Consider the following 22,637-nt stretch of genomic DNA (forward strand, 5'->3'; position numbering starts at 1 on the left):
ACTCCCGTATTAGAGATTGTTTGTAGATAGGCTTTGTATCTAGATATCAGCAGGAAGACACTCGTTGTAATGGTCTAGCCATACAGCCGCGCGTAATACCCTCCGAGCGCCAGCAGGTCCTGATGGCGGCCCCGTTCGACGACCGTTCCTTGGTTCATGACCGTAATCAAATCCGCATGTTCCACCGTGCTGAGACGATGCGCAATCAGAATGGTGGTGCGCCCCTTCATCAATACGTTCAGAGCTTGCTGTACCCAATGCTGGGATTCGTTATCCAATGCAGAAGTCGCTTCGTCCAGCAGCAGAATCGGGGCGTTTTTGAGAATCGCCCGGGCGATCGCAATTCGCTGCCTTTGTCCGCCTGACAACGATGCTCCTCTCTCCCCCACCGACGTTTTATACTGTTCAGGAAGTTCCTGAATGAAATGGTGAGCGTATGCCGCTTTGGCCGCTTCAACCACTTCTTCATCCGTTGCATCCGGATTTCCATAGCGGATGTTTTCCTCAATCGTGCCGGTAAACAAAAACGGCTCCTGCGGAACGTATGCAATCTGCCTGCGGATTTCGTCCAGTGTGTAATGGCCAAACGGTTTGCCTTGGAGCAGGATATCTCCGCTGTCCACAGGATAAAAGCCGAGCAGCAGCTTGATCAACGTACTTTTACCGCTGCCGCTGGCTCCCACGATCGCAGCGACCTGACCAGGAAACACCTGCATCGACATGTCGACAAGTACCTTTTTATCCGCCTGATAGGAAAATTCCACATCGCGAAACTCCACCGCAGCCTCCGATACAAGCTCGCTGTGAGAAGATCCCAGACGCTCCGGTTCCTCTTCCTCACTTAGTACCTCTTGAATCCGGTGAGCGCCCGCGAGCGAATTCTGGGTCATCGACAGAACCATCCCCAAGTTCAACAAGGCGTGCGTCAGATTCACTTGCAAAACAGCCAGAGCGGCGACACTTCCCATTCCCATCAATCCGTAGGCATAAAGAAGACTGCCGATGACGATGATGCCGCAAAACGTGACGTAACTGATAAAATGGTTTACCGCAGCCTGCATACCGTTCTTCTTCGCCGTTTGCCGAAGCGTTTGCGTCATTTGTTCGTTCAACGCCTCGTACTGGCCGTAAATCGTGCGGATGCGGAACAGCTTCACAATTTGAATGCCGCCCATAAAATCTTTGAATTTTTCGGTCATTTTACCGAGCGTTTGCAAGCCTTGTTCGGACAAGCCACGGATATCCCGTGCAAATTTCAGGCTGACCAGAGAGGACAGCAGCAGAATGACGAAGGAAACGCCGGCAAACCGCCAATCGATCACCACCATGGAGACAATGGAGCCGATGCAAAAGACCACTTGAAGCAGCAGAACGAAATAAACCTGCGAGAATGTAAACTCAACGGTCGTTACGTCGTTGTTCACCCGCGACAGCAAGTCCCCATGGTGCGTCTGCTCCAGGAATTTCGGCCGCACCCGGCACAGCTTGTCATAAAGACGTTTGCGGATATTCAGCACAGTCAGCTCGACACTGCGCTGGTATAAGTAAATGAACCAGGGAGAGATTATATTTTCCAGGAACAGGGCCGCGCCCAAAATAATAAAGGCTTCCACCATCAGGGACGTATCTCGGGACACGGCGAAATCAACCAAGTTATGTACGACCAAGCTGAAGGCGATCAGAAACAATGTCTGGGTGAGCGCCGTTACAGCAAGGCCAATCGCGTACTGGGTTTTGCGCTTGCGGTTCATAAACGTCAGCAAGTAGCCGAGTTCTTTCACTTGCGAGAGCCTTCCGCCCTTTTTCATGTGTACGACACCTCCCTGCGTTCGGCAGACTCGGTAAATTCCTGGTAGTACGACTGGGCGTACAGTCCCTTCCTCTCGAGCAATTGTTCATGAGTGCCTTTTTCGACAATATTTCCTTCTTCCATAACCCAGATTTCATCGGCGTTTTGCACCGTAGAAAGCCGGTGGGCAATAACCATGGTCGTTCTCTGCTTCATTAATACGTCCAGCGCTTCCTGAACCGCGCTTTCCGACTCCGGATCAAGAGCCGATGTGGGCTCATCCAGCAGCAGAACGGGAGCATCTTTCAGAAAAGCCCGGGCCATTGCAATGCGCTGGCGTTGCCCACCGGACAAAAAGCCGCCGCGCTCTCCGACATACGTCTGGTAGCCGCCCTCAAGCTCCATAATGAAAGAATGAGCCTGAGCGGCTTTGGCGGCTTCGATAATGTCGTCCATCGACGCTTCTTCCCGCCCATAGCCGATATTTTCGGCGATCGTACCGCTAAACAAATATGAATCTTGGGTTACCACGGAAAAATGAGACCGAAGCTGCTCTGGATCAGCGCCGCGGATCAGGTTTCCGAACACACGGATCTCGCCCTGATCCTCCGGAAGCGGATAAAAGCCGCATACCAGCTTAAACACCGTACTCTTCCCTCCGCCGCTCGCTCCAACAAGTGCAATCGTCTTGCCTTCCGGCACCGAGAAGTTAATATTCCGCAGAATCAGGGAATTCTCTTCATACCCGAAGGTTACGTTCTGAAACTGGATGGGGGCGGCGCTCGCTTTTGGAAGCAAACGGCCATTTTCCGTTTCAGTCGGTTGCTCGACGATTTCGGAGACCCTTCTCAGAGCACCGCTCATTTCGAACGTGCGCGTGATGAGCTCAGGAATATGCTCCAGCGGCTCCAGACACAGATTAAGCAAGTACAGGAAGGCGATCAGTTCTCCCGCGCCTAGCTGCCCGTTGTAGATCAAATAGCTTCCGTAACTGACGGCGAAAATGATCGGGCTGATCATCAGCGTAGAAAGCAGCGGATTGACCCAGGCTTCCCGCTTTTTCACGGCCAGCTTTTTTTGAGCCGTCAATTGCAGCAGCAATTGGTAGGATCGAGATAACATACCAGATAGCAGATAGCTTTTTACAATAGGTATCCCTCCAAGCGTATCCTGGAGGTTGACGTTCATTCGGCCCATGTTCGCCTGGGCTTCCTCCGTCAACTGTTCCAACTGCTTGCCGATCCATTGGGAAACCAGCAGTGCTACGGGAAATAACAGCAGGCTGTACAGCATCAGCTCCCATTGGAGATACATCAAATAAGCGAAACAGCCGATAAATAATAGCGGATGATAAAACCACTGGGCGAGGTCCCGAATCATAAATTGCTGGATGAGCTGCAGATCGTTGTTGATCCGCGACAACACGTCGCCGGAGTGCTGCTTTTCCAAATAGGGGACCGGGAGTTTGCCGATATGACGCATGACATGGTTGCGGATATCCTGCACCGCAGAGGCACTGCTTCGCTCCACACCGAAGCTCATGAAAAACTTCGCCGGCACACCGATCAAGATGACCGCAAAGACCGTGTACACGATCTGCAGAACGACGGGCCCCGCCCCATTCTCGGCCTGTGTGGTCAGTTGCTCGACCAAACGCCCTGTCCATATCTCAATAACCGCGGCGGCTATTGCAGATAAGATACCGACGATCATCCAGCCTTTGTGAGGGCTCACATAGGACATCAGCCAGCGGAACGCTTTCCAGGTATCATAAGCGGTTCGGCGCTTGGAAGGCTCCGCTATGCGTTGTTCTTGAACAGACGTCTGCCGATCAGCTCCCATGCAGAACCCCGACCTCTGCTTCGATCTGCCGCTTGATCTGCACTAAGATGTCACAGATGACAACGGCCGTTTCGTCCACGCGCGCGAGTTCCAGTAATTCCTCGTGTGCACCCTCCAGCCGGTAATCGGCGTAAGCTTGCATCGTTGCCCTCTGCCAGGACGGCAACTGCTGCTCCAGGCGGAATGCTTCGCTGTCCTTCGCAATCAGTTCGTAAATCCGGGCAGTTATCGTGCCTGAATTAATAAGCTGCGCTTCGTACGTCAAGGTGGCTTTGATCTTCCGATGAACACGCTCCCGCACGAGTGGATTGCTCATTAATTCCTTCTCTTCTTCGTCGAAATCCGCAAGCATTTCTTCAAGCTCTTTCTCAGACGTTTCATAAGGCGTGAGTGTGTCCTTAATCCACGAGTCCACCATGAGCACGTCCGTTACGACATCCCCTCTTCGTTCCATCGTTTTGGCTACCTCGAACATCAGGTTGCCTCCGAAGCAATAACCGAGCAGCACGTAAGGTCCTTCCGGCTGGATGCGAATAATCTCATCCACATAATGGTTCAGCATGGCCTCGTAATCGATAACATCGTCGATAAAATCAATGCCGTAAAGCACGAACCGGCCGTCTAGCCTGCTTGCAAGCTCTCGGTAACCGATGCCGAAGCCGCTGCCTGGAGGGAAGCAGAACACGTTCAGATCCCCTGTTTTATTCAGTTTGATGAAGGAGTCTCCCCCCTTATCCAGACCCAGATCCTCCTCTCCAAAAGCCATGGCTTCAACGGTTACACTATGGAATTGGCGATTCAGCGGTATCTCGATGCCCGTTTCATCATAAACGGCTTGAACGAGCCTCATCAGACTTAATGAATTGCCGCCCAGCTCAAAAAAGTTATCCTTTACGCCGACCTTAGGAATGCCAAGTGTATCCTGCCAGACACGGGCGATCTTCATCTCGAGCAGCGTTCTCGGCGCAACATATTCCGCTACTCTGGCCGCAGCTTCCTCCGGCACTGGCAGCGCTTTGCGGTCGATTTTTCCGTTCGCGGTCAGCGGCATCTGCGAAAGCTGCACAAGATGCGCAGGAATCATATACCCCGGAAGCTGCTTGGCGAGCTGCTCCTTGAGTTCATTCGCCGCCAGCTTTGTTTCCGCGACGTAATAAGCAACAAGTTGCTTATGGCCGTTCGCGTCGTCCCGGGCGAGTACCACCGCTTCTTCCACGCCCCGGGCGTTCAGAAGCTGCGTCTCGATTTCGTCCAGCTCGATCCGGTACCCGCGGACTTTGACCTGGTGGTCGATTCGGCCGAGGTATTCAATGTTGCCTTCCGGCAGCCAGGTCGCCAAGTCGCCTGAGCGATACAGTTTTTCCCCCTCCGCAAACGGGGAATCAACGAACTTCTCCGCCGTCAGATCCGGACGGTTAAGGTATCCTCTCGCGAGCCCTTCCCCGGCCACATACATTTCGCCCGCAACGCCGATCGGCACTGGGCGGCGGTTTTCATCCAGGACATACACCCTCAGTGTTGGGATTGGCTTGCCAATATTGCTCTTCGCCGCCTCCATTTCGACCCACGTAATTTCCTTATACGTCACGTGAACCGTCGTTTCGGTAATGCCGTACATATTGATCAGCTTTGTCTCCGGGTACTTCGTCTTGAAGCCCTTGAGCAAAAGCGGACTGAGCGCTTCGCCGCCGAAAATGACGTTGCGAATCCGCAAATCGTACGGATGATCCGCCAAGAGCTTACGCAGCAGCTGATAGAAGTACGTTGGCGTCTGGTTCAAAATCGTGACCTGTTCGCGGCCCAGCAGCGCCAGGAAATCGGCCGGATTTTTCGCCGTGAGCGGCGGTACGATGACCAGCTTGCCTCCATACAGCAGCGCTCCGTACATTTCCCAGACAGAGAAATCGAAGCAGAACGAGTGGAACAGCGTCCACGTGTCGAACCGCCCGAAGTCGAACAAGTTCTTGTCGTTGAACAGGAGGCGCACGACGTTTTTATGCTCGATCAACGTGCCTTTGGGTCTGCCGGTCGTTCCCGATGTGTAGATGACATATGCCAGGTTCCCCGGCCCGGAAATTGGCTCCAGATTCGAAGCGTCCAGCTCACCAGCTGATTCCGCCCCGTTGTCGCCCCAAACGAAATCGTCCAATTCAAGGCGCATTCCTGCGAAGTCGGTCTTCTCATGCAAATGCTTTTGAATCAGCAATAACGGTGCACCCGAATCCTCGATCATGAAGCGGATGCGCTCCTCTGGATAGTCGGGATCGACAGGCACGTAGGCTCCACCCGCTTTGAGAATCGCCAGTATGCCGACAACCATATCGAGCGAGCGTTCGGCCAGAATCGCTACCAGCTGGTCCGCTTCAACTCCCGTGTTCCTCAGCTTGCGCGCAAGCCGGTTGGAGCGCTCGTTCAGCTCGCGGTAGGTCAGCTGACGTTCGTTCATGACAACGGCCACGTTGTCCGGGTATAACTCCGCCTGTTCTTCAAACAAATCGTGAATCGTTTTCCCCCGCTCGAACCCGGTTTCGGTGTCATTAAATCGATTCAGCAACGTCTCCCTCTCGTCCGGGGAAAGCACATCGGCTTGTCCAAGCTCCAGATCCGGCTGAAATACAAGCACGGACAGAAGCCGAACAAGATGGTCAGCTGCCTGTTCCACAAATGCCCGTTCGTATCGATTCCGGTCAAAGCTTATTTCCAGCTGAATAGAGTCGTTTTGGTGGTCGAATCGAAAAACCGTATCTGCCGCCACTCGGTTACCCAGCGGTTCAGGATGAATCGGGGCGAAGGATGCAACGGTGTTGACGACCGGAAGACCCTCCCCTGTATAGTCCAGATGGAGCGGCTCCACCATTTTCCGAAAAGGCAGATACTGATGCTCCAGCGCCTCGCCGATGGAGGCTTTGATGCCCCCGAGCAGCGTTTTCAGTGTAGTCTGGCTGCTTACGGACGTTTTGATCACCAGGATGTCATGCGGCGGCTGAGTCACGTCTGGGTCCCCGCTATAAGAAGGCATGCCAACCAGTACTTGATCCTGCCCGGTATATTTGAACAGCAGACTTTTTACTCCTGCCAAAACAATCATGTACAAAGCCAGATCCGAACCATTAGCGAGGCGAATAATTCTCTCCGAGAGCTCACTCGGCAGGGTACGGTGAAGCAAAACCGGCTCTGCCGCAGCTTCGCCGCCCGCAGATAATTTGGAGGATTGACTGTAGGGAAGGAAGCTCAGACTGTCATCGTCGTCAAACTTGCTGCTCCAGTACCGTTCTTCCTTTTCAAATAATGATTTCATTCGTACCTCCCCTAAAAATGAAGTGACCGCATGCCCCGGCGCAGATCCGAAAAAACCTGCTTTCGGCCTGCGCGTTTACGGGCTTGATTTACGGAGTTGCAAGTTGTTCGCCGTCTTCCATGGGATGCGCACCACTTTCGCTTGACGGCGGAGGCGCGCTTGTAATATTAGAACGCAAATTCGATCGTATCGACGGCATTCTTTGTGCCTGCCGCCGGTTTATGACATTCAATCCGACTTAGCTCAAGTTGTGGATTTTCCGCAATTTGAGAAAGTACCCGCAGGTAATCCTCGGTTAAGGTGTGGATCATCGTTTCTTTGAACAGCTTGGTGGCGTAGAAAAAGCCCCCGCTCAGCGCCCCTTCGTTTTCATACATAAACAGCGTCAGATCAAACTTCGCTTCTTCCAAATGGTCAAGCTCGTAATTCTTCAGGCTGACCCCTTCCAGTTCGGCGTCTCGTTCTTCGATATTTTGCAAGTCGAAAACGGCATCAAACAGTGGGAAGCGGCCCAGCTCCCGCTTAACATTCAAACGCTCCACGAGCTCCTCGAATGGATAATCCTGATTCTCAAAAGCTCCTAAAGCCGTTTCCTTCACTTCATCAAGGTAGGACAGGAACGTTTTTTCGCCTGACGGACGATTGCGGAGCGCCAGTGTATTAACAAACATGCCGATGACCGACTCCAAATCGGCGTTAGTTCTTCCCGCCACCGGGGTGCCTACGATTACGTCTTCCTGCCCGCTGTACTTGGACAGCAGCACGGTATATGCGGCAAGCAGTACCATGTACAGCGTGCTTTCACGCTCGGCCGCCAATTCACGCAGCCGCGCAGAGAGAGAAGCATCGACATCGAACTCCAGATGCGCACCTTCGTAGTTGCGAACTGTAGAACGTTCGTAGTCCATCGGCAGATCCCCCGTCGGCAGCTCGCCTTCAAAGGTTTGCAGCCAGTACGCTTCCTGTCGCCCGATCCGCTCTCGGTGAACCTCAGACTGCTGCCAAACGGCATAATCCTTATATTGAATGCGCAGTGGCGGCAGTTCTTCCCCGGCGTATAAACTCGAGAACTCATCCATCACAATCGCCATCGATATGCCGTCCGACACAATATGGTGCATATCGAAAAGGAGAATATACCGGTTCGGCTCCAGTTCGACGACTCCGGCGCGCAGCAGCGGAGGCTTGCCGAGATCAAACGGACGTACGAAGTTGCGAACGATCTGCTCAACTTGAGCCGCATCCTCTGTATCCGCTTGATGATGCTCGATAGCAAAATCGACCTGCGTATAAATCCGCTGGACCGCTTCGCCCTTCACCATTTCAAAACCGGTGCGCAGCGATTCATGCCGTGTTATCAGTTTCCGCAACGAGGCTTCCAACCGGTCTAAATCAAACTTACCTTCCACTTGCACCAGTTCCGGCATGTTGTAAAGTTGATCCGCTCCATCCAGTGTGTGTTGAATAAACAGCCGTTTCTGCGCAGAAGACAGAGGGTAGTACTCTCTCTCTTCCGCTTGAGGAATGGCCTCATGCTCCCGCCGTTCCATCCGGGCAATCGCATCGGCCATCGCCGCAATCGTGGAGTGACGGAATACGTCTCGCAGCGGCAGATTGACGTTTAATTCCTTAAATACCTTGCCCGCTAATGTCGTCGCTCGCAGGGAGTGCCCGCCGATGTCGAAGAAGTTATCGTAAACGCCAATCTCCTTCGTAAGCCCCAGCACCTCCTGCCAAATTACCGCCAGCTTTGTTTCCAGCTCATTGCGTGGTGCGACGTACTCCGTTCCACTTCCAGCTTCCCCTTCCGGCGCCGGCAGCGCCTTCCGGTCAAGCTTTCCGTTCGGCGTCAGAGGCAGGCGCTCCAGCTCCACGAAGTACGACGGGATCATGTAACCTGGCAGCTCCTGTGCCAACACACTGCGCAGATCGTTCACTAACAGCTTCGCACCAGTATCCGGCGTGTAATACGCACACAGCGCCTTCTGCCCGTTCGCATCACTTCGAACCAGCACCACCACTTCGCGCACACCTTCCACCCGCAGCAGCTGTGACTCAATCTCACCCGTCTCGATCCGGTAACCACGGATTTTCGCTTGATTGTCGATCCGGCCGATGAAATCCACGTTGCCGTCCTCCATCCACCGCGCCAAATCTCCCGTGCGATACAACCGCTCACCAGCGGTGAAAGGGCTGTCTACAAACTTCTCTTCCGTCAGCTCTGGACGGTTCAAGTACCCGCGCGCCACACTGACTCCGCCGATAACCAATTCGCCCAACACACCGACCGGCACCGGGTTAAGATGTGCATCCACGATGTAAAACTTCGCATTTAACCACGCTTTGCCAATCGGCACATGACCTGTCTGCGGCAGTTTCTCCAACTCCTCGTCATAGAAACTGGAGTCAATTGCTGCTTCCGTTACACCGTAGGCGTTAATGATGCGGAACGACAGGCCGAACCGTTCCTGCAAGGTCCGGTAATCTGCCACACTGCAGCTGTCCGAGCTAGTGATCAACAGCTCCATACCACTTAACTCCAACCCCTGCTCATGCACGTACTCCATAAACGGTACGATCAGCGCCGGCGTTGATTCAAAGATCGTCACTTGCTCCCGCTCTATCCAGTAGTACAGACGAGACGGATCAATCCGGTCGTCCTTCGGTACAATGACCATGCTGCCTCCGTTGTACAACGTCCGCGCGATATCACCCACAAACACGTCAAACGAGAAGCTTGCGAGCTGCAACAGCCTTACCGGGAACTGATCCAACCGATATTCCCGTCGGTAACCCGCTGCCGTGTTCACCAGGCTGCGGTGCTCAATCATCACACCCTTGGGCTTGCCCGTCGTTCCGGACGTGTAGATGACGTACGCCAAGTCCTCCGGACGGGCTTCATGGAAGCTGCCTATACCGACAACATCAACATCATTTGGATGACTCTCATTACGGTCGTTCACAGCACCCGTCAGCTCGCCGGAGACCAGACCTGAAACCATGCTGGAGCCATGGCCGAAGTCCATTGGAGCATTCGCTCGGTCTTCGCTGTATGACGTTTCGTCATCGAGATATAGCACCGTCGCCAGTGCCAGCTCCTCTTCGCTGAGCCAGGCTTCGGCACGCTCTCGCAGCGGCGTTTGCGTCAGCAGTACCTTCGCTCCGCTGTCTTCCAGCATGAACCGCACACGGTCCGCCGGATAATCCGGGTCAAGCGGTACATATGCCCCTCCCGCTTTCCAGACGGCCATCACAGCCACCAGAAGGTCCACCGAACGCTCGGCGAGAATGCCAACGATGGTCTCCCGACCGATGCCGCTTGCACGCAGCGTTGCCGACAGGCGGTTCGCTCGTTCGTTCAGCTCCACATACGTTAGTCGGTTATTTTCATACACGACGGCTTCCGCTTTCGGCGTGCGTTCCGCCTGTTCCTCGAACAGTCGGTGGAACGCCGCCACAGGAGCCTCTTCCGGCTGTGCCGGGTTAAACGCGCAGACAATTTCTTCTTTTTCCGCTGCCGTCAGCAAATTCAGCTCGGCAATCTTCGCATCTGGACGGTTCACAATTGTCACGAGCAACTGCTCGTAATGTTTTGCCAGCCGTTCAATCGTCTCCCTTTTATAAAGAGCCGTCGCATATTCGAAGCTGTAATCCAATCCGCCGTTCTCCTCGCCCACATCCAAGCTGATATCAAACTTCGCAGTATCCAGTACGCTCGGATAAGGAATCAGGCGAAGCCCTTCCAGTTCAAATTGCTCGTTCTCCGTATTTTGCATCGTAAACATCGTGTCGAAGAGTGGATTACGGCTTAAATCACGGGTGACTTGCACCTTGTCCACCAATTGTTCAAACGGATAGTTTTGATGCTCAAAGGCGTGTAAAGTTGTTTCTTTGACTTCATTTAGATAGGACAGGAATGTTTTCTCCGAAACCGGATAACTGCGAATCGCCAGCGTGTTTAGGAAAATCCCAATCAACGGCTGCACATCTCCATGATTTCTTCCGGCAATCGGCGTACCAACGATCACGTCTTCCTGACCTGAATATTTGTGCAAAAGCACGTTATATGCCGCAAGCAGCACCATAAACAGTGTCGTGCCCGTTTCCGAAGCCAGCTGTTTCAAACCGTCGGTTTTTGAAGCGTCGAAGAAAAACTCCAGCGTTTGACCCTCATAGCTCTGTACAGCCGGACGTGGATAGTCAGTCGGCATTTCCAGCACCGGAAGCTCGCCCTGGAACATATCCAGCCAATACGTCCCCTGATGCCGAAGCCTTTCCTGCTGCTCCTGCGAATGCTGCCAAACGGTGTAGTCTTTGTACTGAATGCGCAGTGGCTCCAATTGCTCTCCACCATACAAGCGCACGAATTCTTCAACAAAGATTTCCATCGAAACGCCGTCAGAAATAATATGATGCATGTCGTACATCAGAATATGGCGTTCCGGAGCCAGCTCAACAAGGCCTACCCTCAACAGCGGTGGCTTAGCCAAGTCAAACGGACGGACGAAACCGTGAACCACCGTTTCGACCTCTTGCTCATCCGCTTGATAGAACTCCACCGCAAAATTCACATCCTGGTAAATCCGCTGTGATGCTTCGCCGTCCACCATTTCGAACCCGGTGCGCAGCATTTCATGCCGCGTCACGAGCTTACGGCATGTTTCTTCGAACCTTGTCCGGTCCAAAGCACCTTCCAGCAGCATCGCTTCCGGCATGTTGTAGCTAAGCTCCGCACCTTCCAGCTGATTCAGGATAAAGAGACGTTTTTGAGCAAAAGATTGAGGGTACACCTCTCGGTCATCCGCCACCGGAATGGCAACAAATGTCTGCTCATCCAGCCGGTAAATGACGGCAGCCATGCTCTCGATCGTGGAATGGCGGAACACGTCGCGCAGTGGCAGATCCACGTTCAAGTCTTTATGAATCTTGCTGACCAACGTTGTCGCGCGCAGGGAGTGGCCACCGATGTCGAAGAAGTTGTCGTGAATACCAATCTCCTTCGTAAGCCCCAGCACTTCCTGCCAAATAACTACCAGCTTCATTTCCAGCTCATTGCGTGGTGCGACGTACTGTGTTCCGCTTCCCGCTTCTCCTTCAGGCGCTGGTAGCGCCTTTCGGTCAAGCTTCCCGTTCGGTGTCAGAGGCAGATGCTCCAGCTCCACGAAGTACGACGGGATCATGTAACCTGGCAACTCCTGTGCCAACGCACTGCGCAGATCGTTCACTAACAGCTTCGCACCAGTATCCGGTGTGTAATACGCACACAGCATCTTCTGCCCGTTCGCATCATCACTTCGAACCAGCACCACCGCTTCGCGCACACCTTTCACCCGCAGCAACTGCGACTCGATCTCACCCGTCTCGATCCGGTACCCCCGGATTTTCGCCTGATTGTCGATTCGGCCGATGAAGTCCACGTTCCCGTCCTCCATCCACCGCGCCAAATCTCCTGTGCGGTACAGCCGCTCGCCCACAGCAAACGGGCTGTCTACGAACTTCTCTTCCGTCAGCTCTGGACGGTTCAAGTACCCGCGCGCTACCCCAACGCCGCCGATAACCAGCTCGCCCAGCACCCCGACCGGTACGGGATTCAGATGTGCATCCACGATGTAGAACTTCGCATTTAACCACGCTTTTCCAATCGGCACATGGCCTGTTGGCGGCAGTTTCTCCAACCCCTCGTCATAGAAACTGGAGTCGATTGCCGCTTCCGTTACACCGTAGGCGTTAATGATGCGGAACGACGGGCCGAAACGTTCCTGCAAGGTTCTATAATCCGCCACGCTGCAACTATCCGAGCTTGTGATCAGCAGCTCCATCCCACTCAACTCTAGCCCCTGCTCGTGCACGTATTCCATAAACGGTACGATCAGCGCCGGCGTTGATTCAAAGATCGTGACTTGCTCGCGTTCTATCCAGTAGTGCAGACGAGATGGATCAATCCGATCGTCCTTAGGCACAATGACCATCGTGCCTCCGTTATACAACGTGCGTGCAATATCACCCACGAACACGTCAAACGAGAAGCTGGCGAGTTGCAGTAGCCTCACCGGGAACTGATCTAACCGGTATTCCCGTCGGTAACCCGCTGCCGTGTTCACCAGGCTGCGGTGCTCAATCATTACACCCTTCGGCTTACCCGTTGTACCCGACGTATAGATTACATAGGCCAAATCCTCTGGACGAGCTTCATGGAAGCTGTCCATACCAACATTCGAATAGCTCTCATCTCCGTCGTTCACAGCACCGGTCAGCTTGCCGGAGACTTTACGGGAAACCATGCTGGAGCCAAACGGTGCATTCTCCCTTTCTTCGCTGTATGACGTTTCGTCGTCGAGATACAGCACTGTCACTAGTGCCAGTTCCTCTTCGCTGAGCCAGGCTTCAGCACGCTCTCGCAGCGGCGTTTGTGTCAGCAGCACCTTCGCTCCGCTGTCTTCAAGCATGAACCGCACGCGGTCTGCCGGATAATCCGGGTCGAGCGGTACATACGCCCCGCCCGCTTTCCAGACGGCCAGCACGGCCACCAGCAGGTCCACCGAACGCTCGGCGAGAATACCAACAATCTCCTCCCGGCCGATTCCACTTGCGCGCAGCGTTGCCGCCAAGCGGTTCGCCCGCTCATTCAGCTCCGCATACGTCAGCCGATCGTTTTCGTACACGACTGCCTCCGCTTCCGGAGTGCTCTCCGCCTGTTCCTCGAACAGTCGGTGGAACGCCGCCACAGGAGCCACTTCCGACTGCGCCGGGTGGAACGCGCCGATAATTTGCTCTTTTTCCTCTGCCGTCAGCAAGTCCAGTTCGGCAATCTTCGCATCTGGACGGCTCACGATCGCCGCAAGCAAATGTCCAAAATGAATCGATAGCCGCCGGATCGTGCTTTCTTTATAAAGAGCCGTTGCGAATTCAAAGTTGCACTCCAGTCCGCCATTTTCTTCCGTAACATCCACACTCAGGTCGAACTTGGCCATACCATATTCGCTAGGGTACGGGGACAATTTCAGCCCTTCCAGCTCAAACTCTGACTCCTCCAGGTTTTGCAGGGAGAACATCGTGTCAAACAGCGGGTTGCGGCTCAAATCCCGGCTAACCTGCACTTTATCGACGAGTTCTTCGAACGGATAATTCTGATGCTCGTAAGCGCCTAAAGTCGTTTCTTTCACTTCTTCCAAATACGACAGGAAGGTCTTCTCCGAAGCCGGATAATTGCGGATCGCCAGCGTGTTGACAAACATTCCGATCAAGGGCTGCATATCGCCGTGCGTTCTACCCGCAATCGACGTGCCAACGATCAAATCATCCTGACCTGTGTATTTATGCAAAAGCACGGTATACGCGGCAAGCAACACCATATATAGCGTCGTTCCTCTTTGAGCGGCTAGCTGCTTCAAGCCTTCGTTCGTTGCCTCGTCCACAAAAGACGTCAGCGTATGTCCCTCATAGCTCTGTACAGCAGGACGCGGGTAGTCCGTTGGCATTTCCAGAACCGGCAGCTCGCCCCGGTAACGGTCCAGCCAGTAAGCTTCCTCGCGTTTCAATTGCACTTTTTGCTCGTCCGATTGCTGCCATACCGCATAGTCCTTGTACTGAATATGCAAAGGCTCTAATGACTCACCGCCATACAAACGAACGAGTTCCTCAACGAACACGTCCATCGAAACCCCGTCGGAGATGATATGGTGCATGTCAAACATCAGTAAATAACGATCGGCTGCCAGCTCTACGAGCTCGGCACGCAGCAACGGTGGCTTCGCCAAGTCGAAAGGTCGGATAAAAGCCTGCACGACTGCAGCCGCTTCTTCCTCGTTCGCATGTCGACACACAACGGCAAAATCAACGCTCTCGTAAATACGCTGTACCGCTTCGCCTTGCACGATCTCAAATCCGGTTCGCAACGTTTCATGACGTTCGATCAGTCCGCGGAAAGCTTTCTCCAGCAGGCTGTGGTCAATCGATCCTTCGAGCAACAGCACACCCGGCATGTTATAGCTCTGATCGGCTCCTTCCAGCTGATTCAGGATAAACAGCCGCTTCTGAGCTGAGGAAAGTGGATAACACGCTCTTTCATCTGCCAGCGGAATCGACGAGAACAACTGCTCTTCAATCCGGGAGAGGGCGAGAGCCATCTCTTCGATCGTTGAGTAGCGGAATACGTCGCGCAGAGGCAGCTCGACGTTCAACTCCTGATGCACCTTGCTCACCAGTGTCGTTGCCCGCAGGGAATGGCCGCCCAAGTCAAAGAAGTTGTCATGAACCCCGATGTGTTCCAATCCGAGCACGCTTTTCCATATTTCAGCCAAGCTGGCTTCCAACGGAGTCCGAGGCGGAGTATGTCCTTCGCCCGGCTGCAAGCTCTCCTCAGGTGCCGGGAGGGAGCGGCGGTCGACCTTGCCGTTCGTCGTCAGCGGAAGCCGTTCCAACTGGATCAGGTACGCCGGGATCATATAGGCAGGAAGTTCCTGGGAAAGAACGCTCTTCAGCTCGGCCGCCGGAAGCTCACGGTCCGCTTCATAATAGGCGCAAAGTTGCTTCTCGCCGGAGGCGTTTTCCCGCGCAAATACCGTCGTTTTCCGAATTCCCTCCACTTTCTGAAGCTGAGCTTCGATCTCGCCCAGCTCAATACGGAAGCCGCGGACTTTCACTTGATCATCCGTCCGCCCCACGTATTCAATCGTGCCGTCCGGTAGCCATTTTGCCAAATCTCCTGTACGGTACATGCGCTCTCCCGGCACAAACGGATGGTCCACAAATTTCTCCGCCGTTAGCTCCGGCCGGTTATTGTAGCCCTGTACCAAGCCTTCTCCGCCGACGCAAAGTTCCCCGGCCACGCCGATCGGCAGAAGTTTATTCTGGCTGTCGACGATATACACCGTCGTATTGCTGATCGGCCGTCCGATGGGTACGGTAAGCGCGGACTCATCGACAAAGTCGACTGGAAGATACGTGGTATAAACCGTGCTTTCTGATGGACCGTACAGGTGGTTGAGCCTGCCCGGTCCGATATGGGCGAGCGCTTTACGCACATGGCCGACCGACACGCGCTCTCCTCCGAACAAAATCGCCCGGACATCCCGCAGGCAGTCGACGTTCACATCTACAAGGACGTTGAAGAAAGCCGTCGTAATTAGCATGACCGAGATTCGCTCGCGCTGGATAAGATCCGCCAGCTGGCCGATTTCCAGCAAAGTCTCGTGGGGAACCAGCACCAGCCGTGCCCCGTTGGTCAAAGCACCGAAAATATCAAAAATCGCTCCGTCAAACGAATAGCTCGAAAGCTGGAGGACATGATCCCGCTCAGTGATGTCGATATAATTCGTATTTCGCACGATCCGCACGATATTGCGGTGCGAAACAAGGTTTCCTTTTGGCTTGCCCGTCGTGCCTGACGTATAGATGATGCAAGCCAGGTCTGTCGCTTCGTTGCCCGAATTAAGATTTGTGCGGTCCTCGTGATAGAAGGACTCGTCATCCAGTAAAATCACGGAGTCCGAACCCGCCAGGCGCTCGCGTAATCGGCTTTGCGTCAGCATGACCTGCGCACCCGAATCCTCGATCAAGAAACGGATACGCTCCTCGGGATATTCCGGGTCAATCGGTACGTAAGCCGAACCGGCTTTGTGTGCCGCCAGCATACCCACCACCATTTCGATGGAACGCTCAGCCATAATGGCGACCAGGCGGCCTTTGGATATCCCGTGGCTACGCAAGGTACGAGCAAGGCAATTAACGCGTTCGTTCAGCTCGCGGTAGGTCAGCTCTTGCCCATTCAAGGAGATGGCAGCTGCATCCGGGATGCGCTCCGCCTGCTCTTCGAACAATTGAATGAGCGTTTTCCCGCACGGAAATTCCGTTGTGGTGTCGTTAAAACGTCCGAGAAGGTCAGCCTTTTCCGCCTCTGTCACAAGTTCCAGCTCGCCCACGGTAATCTCCGGGTTATCCGCCACCTGCTCCAGCAAATGAACGAGATGCCCCTTGAGCCGCTCAATGCTAGCTTTATCAAACACTTCGGCGTTAAAGTCGAACCGAATTTCAATCTCGTCTCCCGGCACCACGGTGACGTTGAAGTTATAGTTTGTCTGCTCCTCCATCTGAACATCAGCAATCGTCAGATCGCCATGTTGCTGGTCCCCCGCCTGCTCCATCTGCTCGTCCACCGGATAGTTCTCAAAAGCGATGATATGGTTGATCAGGTTCTGCTTTTGCACGCTACGGGCCTGAATTTCATACAGCGGATAGTAATCATAACGCCCGGACTCAAGCGCCCGCTCTTGAAGCTTCGCCATCAGGTCGGCGAACACGGTGTCCGCTTCACTCGTCACCCGGACCGGCACCGTATTGATGAACAGCCCGATCATGGACTCAATGCCCGGAATTTCCGCCGGTCTTCCGGCTACGACGCTACCGAATACGGCATCGTTTGTTCCGTTATATTTTTGCAGCATCACGCCCCAAATAGCTTGCAGCAGTGTATTGACCGTAACCAGGCGCTGTTTCGCCACCCGGTCCATCCGCTCACTCAAGTCCTTGCCCAGCTCGGCGGTGACGTGATCAGCCGTAAATCTGCCGTTGGGCGCCAGTTCCTTTTGTCCAGGGAGTACGGTTTGCCCTTCATAACCTGCCAGGAATGCCATCCAATAGGCTGATGCCGCCTGATCGTCCTGTTTCTCCAACCACTCGATATAGGCCCCATAATCCGATCCCTTACCTCCCGCTAATTGCTCGCCGGATGCCAAGGCCGAGTATGCCTCAAACAGCTCCTGCGTCAGCTGAGCCAGGCACCAGCCGTCCATCAAAATATGTTGGAAACTCCACAGTACATGATAGCTTTGCTCTTCGGTGCGCAGGATCGTGAACCGAACGAGCGCGTCATGTTCCATGTCGAAGCCGCGAAGCTTGTCCTCCTCAGCCTTTTTATCCAAGTAAGCTTGTTTCTCGTCCATCTGCAAATGAAGCAGCTCTTCATATTCAAAACCGACCGGTTTGTCGCGGTATATGATTTGCAGCGGCTCGCCCGCGGGTCCTTTCACAAAATTCGCCCGCAGCACCAGATGACGTTTCGCAAGTTCCATCCAACTCCTCTCAAAAAGCTGGACGTCGAGCGCTCCCCGCATCGTAAACCGCGTCTGCTCAAAATAAGCCGCCGTTTGCCGGTCAAGCGCGCTGTGGAACCACATACCTTTCTGCATCGGCGTAAGTGAGTAAATATTTTCGATTTCCCCGAGATGGCCCGAGCGCTGGGCGATTTGCTCCAATTCTGCAATGGTCAAGCCTTTAAATTGCACGTCACTCGGCGTCAATTCTGTGTTTTCTTTGCCTGCACAGTGGATAATGAGGTCTCGGAGACTTTGCTCAAGCCGCTGAGCGAGGGCTTCCATCGTTTCCTTGCGATACTGCTTCCGGCTGTAGCTGAGATCGAGCGATAAAGTGCCGTCCAGCACCATACCGTTGATATCCAGCACAAAGCTGCGTGCCTGCCGGTCGCTAGCCGGGTTGCCGCTGGAATAAGAAGAAATGCCGATCTCGTCCTGGTTGACATCATCGTCGAACTGGCCAAGGTAGTTAAAATTAATTTCCGGCTCTGCGCCCCAAACCAAGCCATCCTCCGATTTCGAGAGATAGCGGCATATACCGTACCCTAGCCCCTTGTTCGGAATGCGGCGCAAGTTTTCCTTGACCTGTTTAATCTGATATGCCAAATCTCGGTCGGTTTCCGGCTCCAGGACGACTGGAAACTTGGTCGTAAACCAGCCAACTGTACGCGTGATGTCGATATCCGTTCTGATCGATTCACGTCCGTGTCCTTCGAGATTGATCCGCACCCGTTCGTGCCCCGTCCATTTCCGTAAGGCTATTCCAAGCGCCGTTACCAAAATATCATTCATTTCGGTGTTGTAGGCACGGTGAACCCGCTTCAGTAGCAGCTCCGTTTCTTCGGGAGTCAAACGGACAAACAGCGATTCGCTGTCATGCTGCGTCGTAACGTCCGCCTCCATATCCTTCGGCACGGCCAGAACCTCCATTTGTTCCACGGCCTGCCAATAGGCCCGTTCCTTTGCCATCTCCGGGCTTTGCGCGTAAGCAGCCAGCTGCTCGGACCAAGTGCGGTACGCATCTGTTTTCGCCGGGAAACGAATTTCCTGGCTTTTTCCAATTTGCTCGTAACCTAGAGCGAAATCCTCCATCAAAATGCGCCAAGACACGCCGTCTACCACGGCATGATGAACCGCGAGCAGCAAATGATCTCCGTCCTCGCACTGGAACAGTGCCGCCTTCATAAGGGGCCCGTTCACCAGATCGATGCCTGCTTGAATATCCGTTGCCTTCCCTTCCACAGCCTGCGCGGGATTCTCCACATCTTTAAAGTCGAACACGTCAAGCGTGAACAGCCCACCATCCTGAATCGCTCGCATTAACGCACCAAACCCCTGTTCCGACTTGCAGAACACCATGCGCAAGGCGTCATGATGCTCGGCCAGCTTTTGCAGCACCTGATACACGATCTCTTCGTTGAAGCGTTCCTTCCGGTACAGCATCACCGACTGGTTGAAATGATGCGGGTCCGCAAAGGAACTCTCGAAAAACCAATGCTGAATCGGCGTCAACGCCGTTTCACCCGTTATTTCGCCTTGATCGATGGTACGTCTGATCGGTTTCACATGCAGGCTGAGCTGTGAAATCGTCGGATATTTGAATAAATCCCGGATTTCCAGCTTGTACCCGGCTTGATGAAGCCGCGAAGATACTTGAATGGACTTGATCGAGTCTCCGCCCAGCTCAAAGAAATGATCCGTTATCCCAACACGATCGGCGTTCAATACCGCCTGCCACACATCAGCAAGCTTTCGCTCAGCTTCATTGCGGGGAGCTACGTACGCGCCGCCAGTCAGTGCGTTTCCTTCCGGGGCAGGTAAAGCCTTACGATCGATTTTGTCGTTCGGCGTGAGCGGCATCCGCGGAAGCTGAACAAAATGCGCCGGAATCATGTAATTCGGCAATTTTTGCGCCAGCGCACTTCTCAGCTCGCCGAGCGTAAGAGGGAGGCTCGCGACCAGGTAAGCGCACAGTTCTTGCCCGCTTTTGCCTTCCCGCGCGATTACAATCGTCTCCTGCACCGAGTCGATCTTCAGAAGCTGCTCTTCAATCTCACCGACCTCGATTCGGAATCCACGGATCTTCACCTGATGGTCGATCCGGCCCAAGTACTCCATATTACCGTCCGGCAGCCAGCGGGCGAGATCTCCTGTCCGGTAAAGGCGTTCTCCCGGCGCAAACGGATGTTCCACAAACTTCTCTGCCGTCAGCTCCGGTTGGTTCAGGTAACCTCTCGCAAGCCCCACACCTGCCACGCAAAGCTCGCCGTCCACTCCCGGAGGCACAAGTTGCAGGTGGGCATCCAAAATAAAAATCTGATGATTAGCCAGCGGGCGCCCAATCGGAATGACTCTGCGCTCCGGCTGCTGCTCATCCGCATCCCAAAGCGTCGTAACAATCGAAGCTTCGGTAGGGCCGTAAGCATTGAAATAGTGAACCTTCGCTTTCCACTGCTGCACGAATTCGGCCGATACCGCCGAACCTCCCGTTACAAGCTTTGTTAAGCTGGGAAGACGATCCGGGTTCAAATGAGCGCTGTACGTCGGAGGCAAAATCGCTGCCGTAATCGCATGCTCGTTCATATAACTCTCGAACAGACGAGTGTCGAGAATTGTTTCGGCCGTCGGGATGTACAAAGCCGCGCCAAAATAGAGTGCTTTGAACACTTCCCAGCAGGATGCGTCGAAGGACAAGCTCGCAAATTGTACGATCCGGTCATGCTCCGTGATGCCCAGCCTGTCTGCAAACATCAGCTTCAAGCTGACCAAACCACGATGCTCCAGCATGACCCCTTTGGGGTTGCCCGTTGTACCTGACGTATAAATGACATAAGCAAGATCGTTTGGACCGCTGACCGCCTCCAGGTTCGAGCCTTCGTCACTATAGGCCTGCTCGTCATCAAGCGCCAATACGGTCCCTTCGAACGGGACTTGCTGTAACAGCTCTCTTTGAGTCAGCAGCAGCTGCGCGTTCGAGTTCTCCAGAATGTAGCGGATACGTTCTTCCGGGTACTCCGGGTCGATCGGCACGTAGGCACCGCCAGCTTTCAGAACCGCCAGAATGCCAATGACCGTCTCCAGTGATCTCCTGACCATCAAGCCTACTAACTGATTGGGCAGCACACCGACCGATCGTAGCGTACGCGCCAGCTGGTTTGCCCGTTCGTTCAACTCTGCGTATGAAAGCCGCTGCCCCTCAAAGACAACCGCAGTCGCCTCTGGCACACGCTTCGCTTGCTCCTCCACAAGCTGATGAATCGTCCGATCACGAGGATAGTCCTTCTCTGTATCGTTGAAGCTTTGCAGTAATTGAAATTTTTCGTCCTCCGACAGCATGTCCGCTCGCACGATGTCCAGCTCCAGCTCATAAAGCCCCACGGACAGCAGGCGATTCAGGTGGCCGACGACCCGACTCATGAAATCGGAGTCATATAAGTGCTCGTTATATGACAGTGCTAGCTGTATCGTCCCGCCGGTTAAACTGAATTCAAAGGAACAGTCCGTGACCACGTTTTGCCCAATTTCGTCCAGATGCAACTCCTTAAGGGATACTAGCGTATGAACGAAGGGTGTCCCTTCAGCATATTGCAGATCCAGCTTCTCCGTCATTTTCAAGAACGGAATATGTTGATGCTGAATGGCTTCCGGCAAGGAAGTCCTCAGTTCGCTCAGAAGTGTCTTAAAAGTTGCCCCCACCGAAAGCGAGTTTTTCAAAATGACCGTATGATTAACGGATCGACGCGTCTCCCCCTTTTTCGGCACAACCGGCATGCCGACCAGAATGTCTGAAGCTCCTGTATATTTATGCAAGAGTGCCTGAACACCAGCGAGCAAAATCATAAAAGTAGCCAGCGGAGCACCCTTGCTCATTTGAAGGACGCGCTGCGCCGCTTCCTCCGAAAGCGAACCGCCAACGGTTTTCACATTGGGCACCAGGGAGTTTGGAGCTTTGCAATAAGGCAACCGCGTCAAGGTATAGTCGTCACTACCGAATTTTTCGTTCCAAAACAACGTTTCTTTTTCAAAAGCCATCTGGATCGTTCCCCTCTCTTCATCGGTAAAAGCAATCCGGCGGAGCATATGCCGAAGCAACGCTCCACCCTCGCTCCTCTCCTTTTCAAACATCTGACAACAACATCAATGGCTTGCGCAATGTCACCGCTTCATTTGCCCGGTTGATCGCATGCGGCAATCCTCTGCCTAGCAGCTGTCCCGCTCGGCTCCCATGCGTAAAGGACAACAATAAGCATCGTTCTACGCAAGAGATGTCGGTTACTTCGGACTCCTCTGCTTCAAGAAGATTGCTGCCGACGAGTCACCCGAAGACGGGATTTGGTTTAACATGGGATTCAGAATTGGATTTGGGGATAGACGACAAGGAATGTTCCTCCTGTCGATGTAAGGCTTGCCGCAGGGTTCCAGCCGTCCAGCAGGAAGTCGACCGTACCTCCTGATTTGGCACTCGAGCTGCCTTTGACGAAGCCTATGTTTAAGGGGTATTGATACACTCTATGTACGATTTGCTTATTCCCCCACAGCCCTGGTGTGGATAAGTAAAGATTCGGCTGCGGGGTAGTGAGCTTTTCCTGACGATTAAATTTAACGAGGGTACTGCATG

The 22,637-nt window shown here is 53.8% G+C and carries 4 protein-coding genes; all 4 read right to left on the bottom strand.

What is annotated here, in order from left to right; genetic code table 11:
• Window positions 1–74: 74 nt before the first annotated feature.
• The 4 genes from ACE04G_RS19475 to ACE04G_RS19490 all read right to left on the bottom strand — a co-directional run bounded on the left by ACE04G_RS19475 (window position 75) and on the right by ACE04G_RS19490 (window position 22,144).
• Window positions 75–1,808 carry an ABC transporter ATP-binding protein gene (locus tag ACE04G_RS19475; protein WP_486094572.1) on the bottom strand — a complete coding sequence of 578 codons (1,734 nt, stop codon included), beginning with the start codon at window positions 1,806–1,808 and terminating at the stop codon, window positions 75–77.
• Entirely contained in the window at window positions 1,805–3,631 is a 1,827-nt protein-coding gene (locus ACE04G_RS19480) for an ABC transporter ATP-binding protein (RefSeq protein WP_449004001.1), read from the bottom strand. The genes ACE04G_RS19475 and ACE04G_RS19480 overlap by 4 nt, the downstream gene beginning before the upstream one ends.
• Window positions 3,621–6,929: a non-ribosomal peptide synthetase gene (locus ACE04G_RS19485; protein WP_449004002.1), complete on the bottom strand. Its 3,309-nt coding sequence runs from the start codon at window positions 6,927–6,929 to the stop codon at window positions 3,621–3,623. The genes ACE04G_RS19480 and ACE04G_RS19485 overlap by 11 nt, the downstream gene beginning before the upstream one ends.
• A 167-nt stretch (window positions 6,930–7,096) precedes the next feature.
• Complete coding sequence (locus ACE04G_RS19490; protein WP_449004003.1) at window positions 7,097–22,144, bottom strand: amino acid adenylation domain-containing protein; 15,048 nt, start codon at window positions 22,142–22,144, stop codon at window positions 7,097–7,099.
• Window positions 22,145–22,637: the final 493 nt, after the last annotated feature.

Source organism: Paenibacillus sp. AGC31 (assembly GCF_057334655.1).

Bases quoted from the DNA above. Each gene is read 5' to 3' on its own strand.
- ACE04G_RS19485 (WP_449004002.1), bottom strand. From the start codon at position 6,929: ATGAAATCATTATTTGAAAAGGAAGAACGGTACTGGAGCAGCAAGTTT.
- ACE04G_RS19475 (WP_486094572.1), bottom strand. From the start codon at position 1,808: ATGAAAAAGGGCGGAAGGCTCTCGCAAGTGAAAGAACTCGGCTACTTG.
- ACE04G_RS19480 (WP_449004001.1), bottom strand. From the start codon at position 3,631: ATGGGAGCTGATCGGCAGACGTCTGTTCAAGAACAACGCATAGCGGAG.
- ACE04G_RS19490 (WP_449004003.1), bottom strand. From the start codon at position 22,144: ATGTTTGAAAAGGAGAGGAGCGAGGGTGGAGCGTTGCTTCGGCATATG.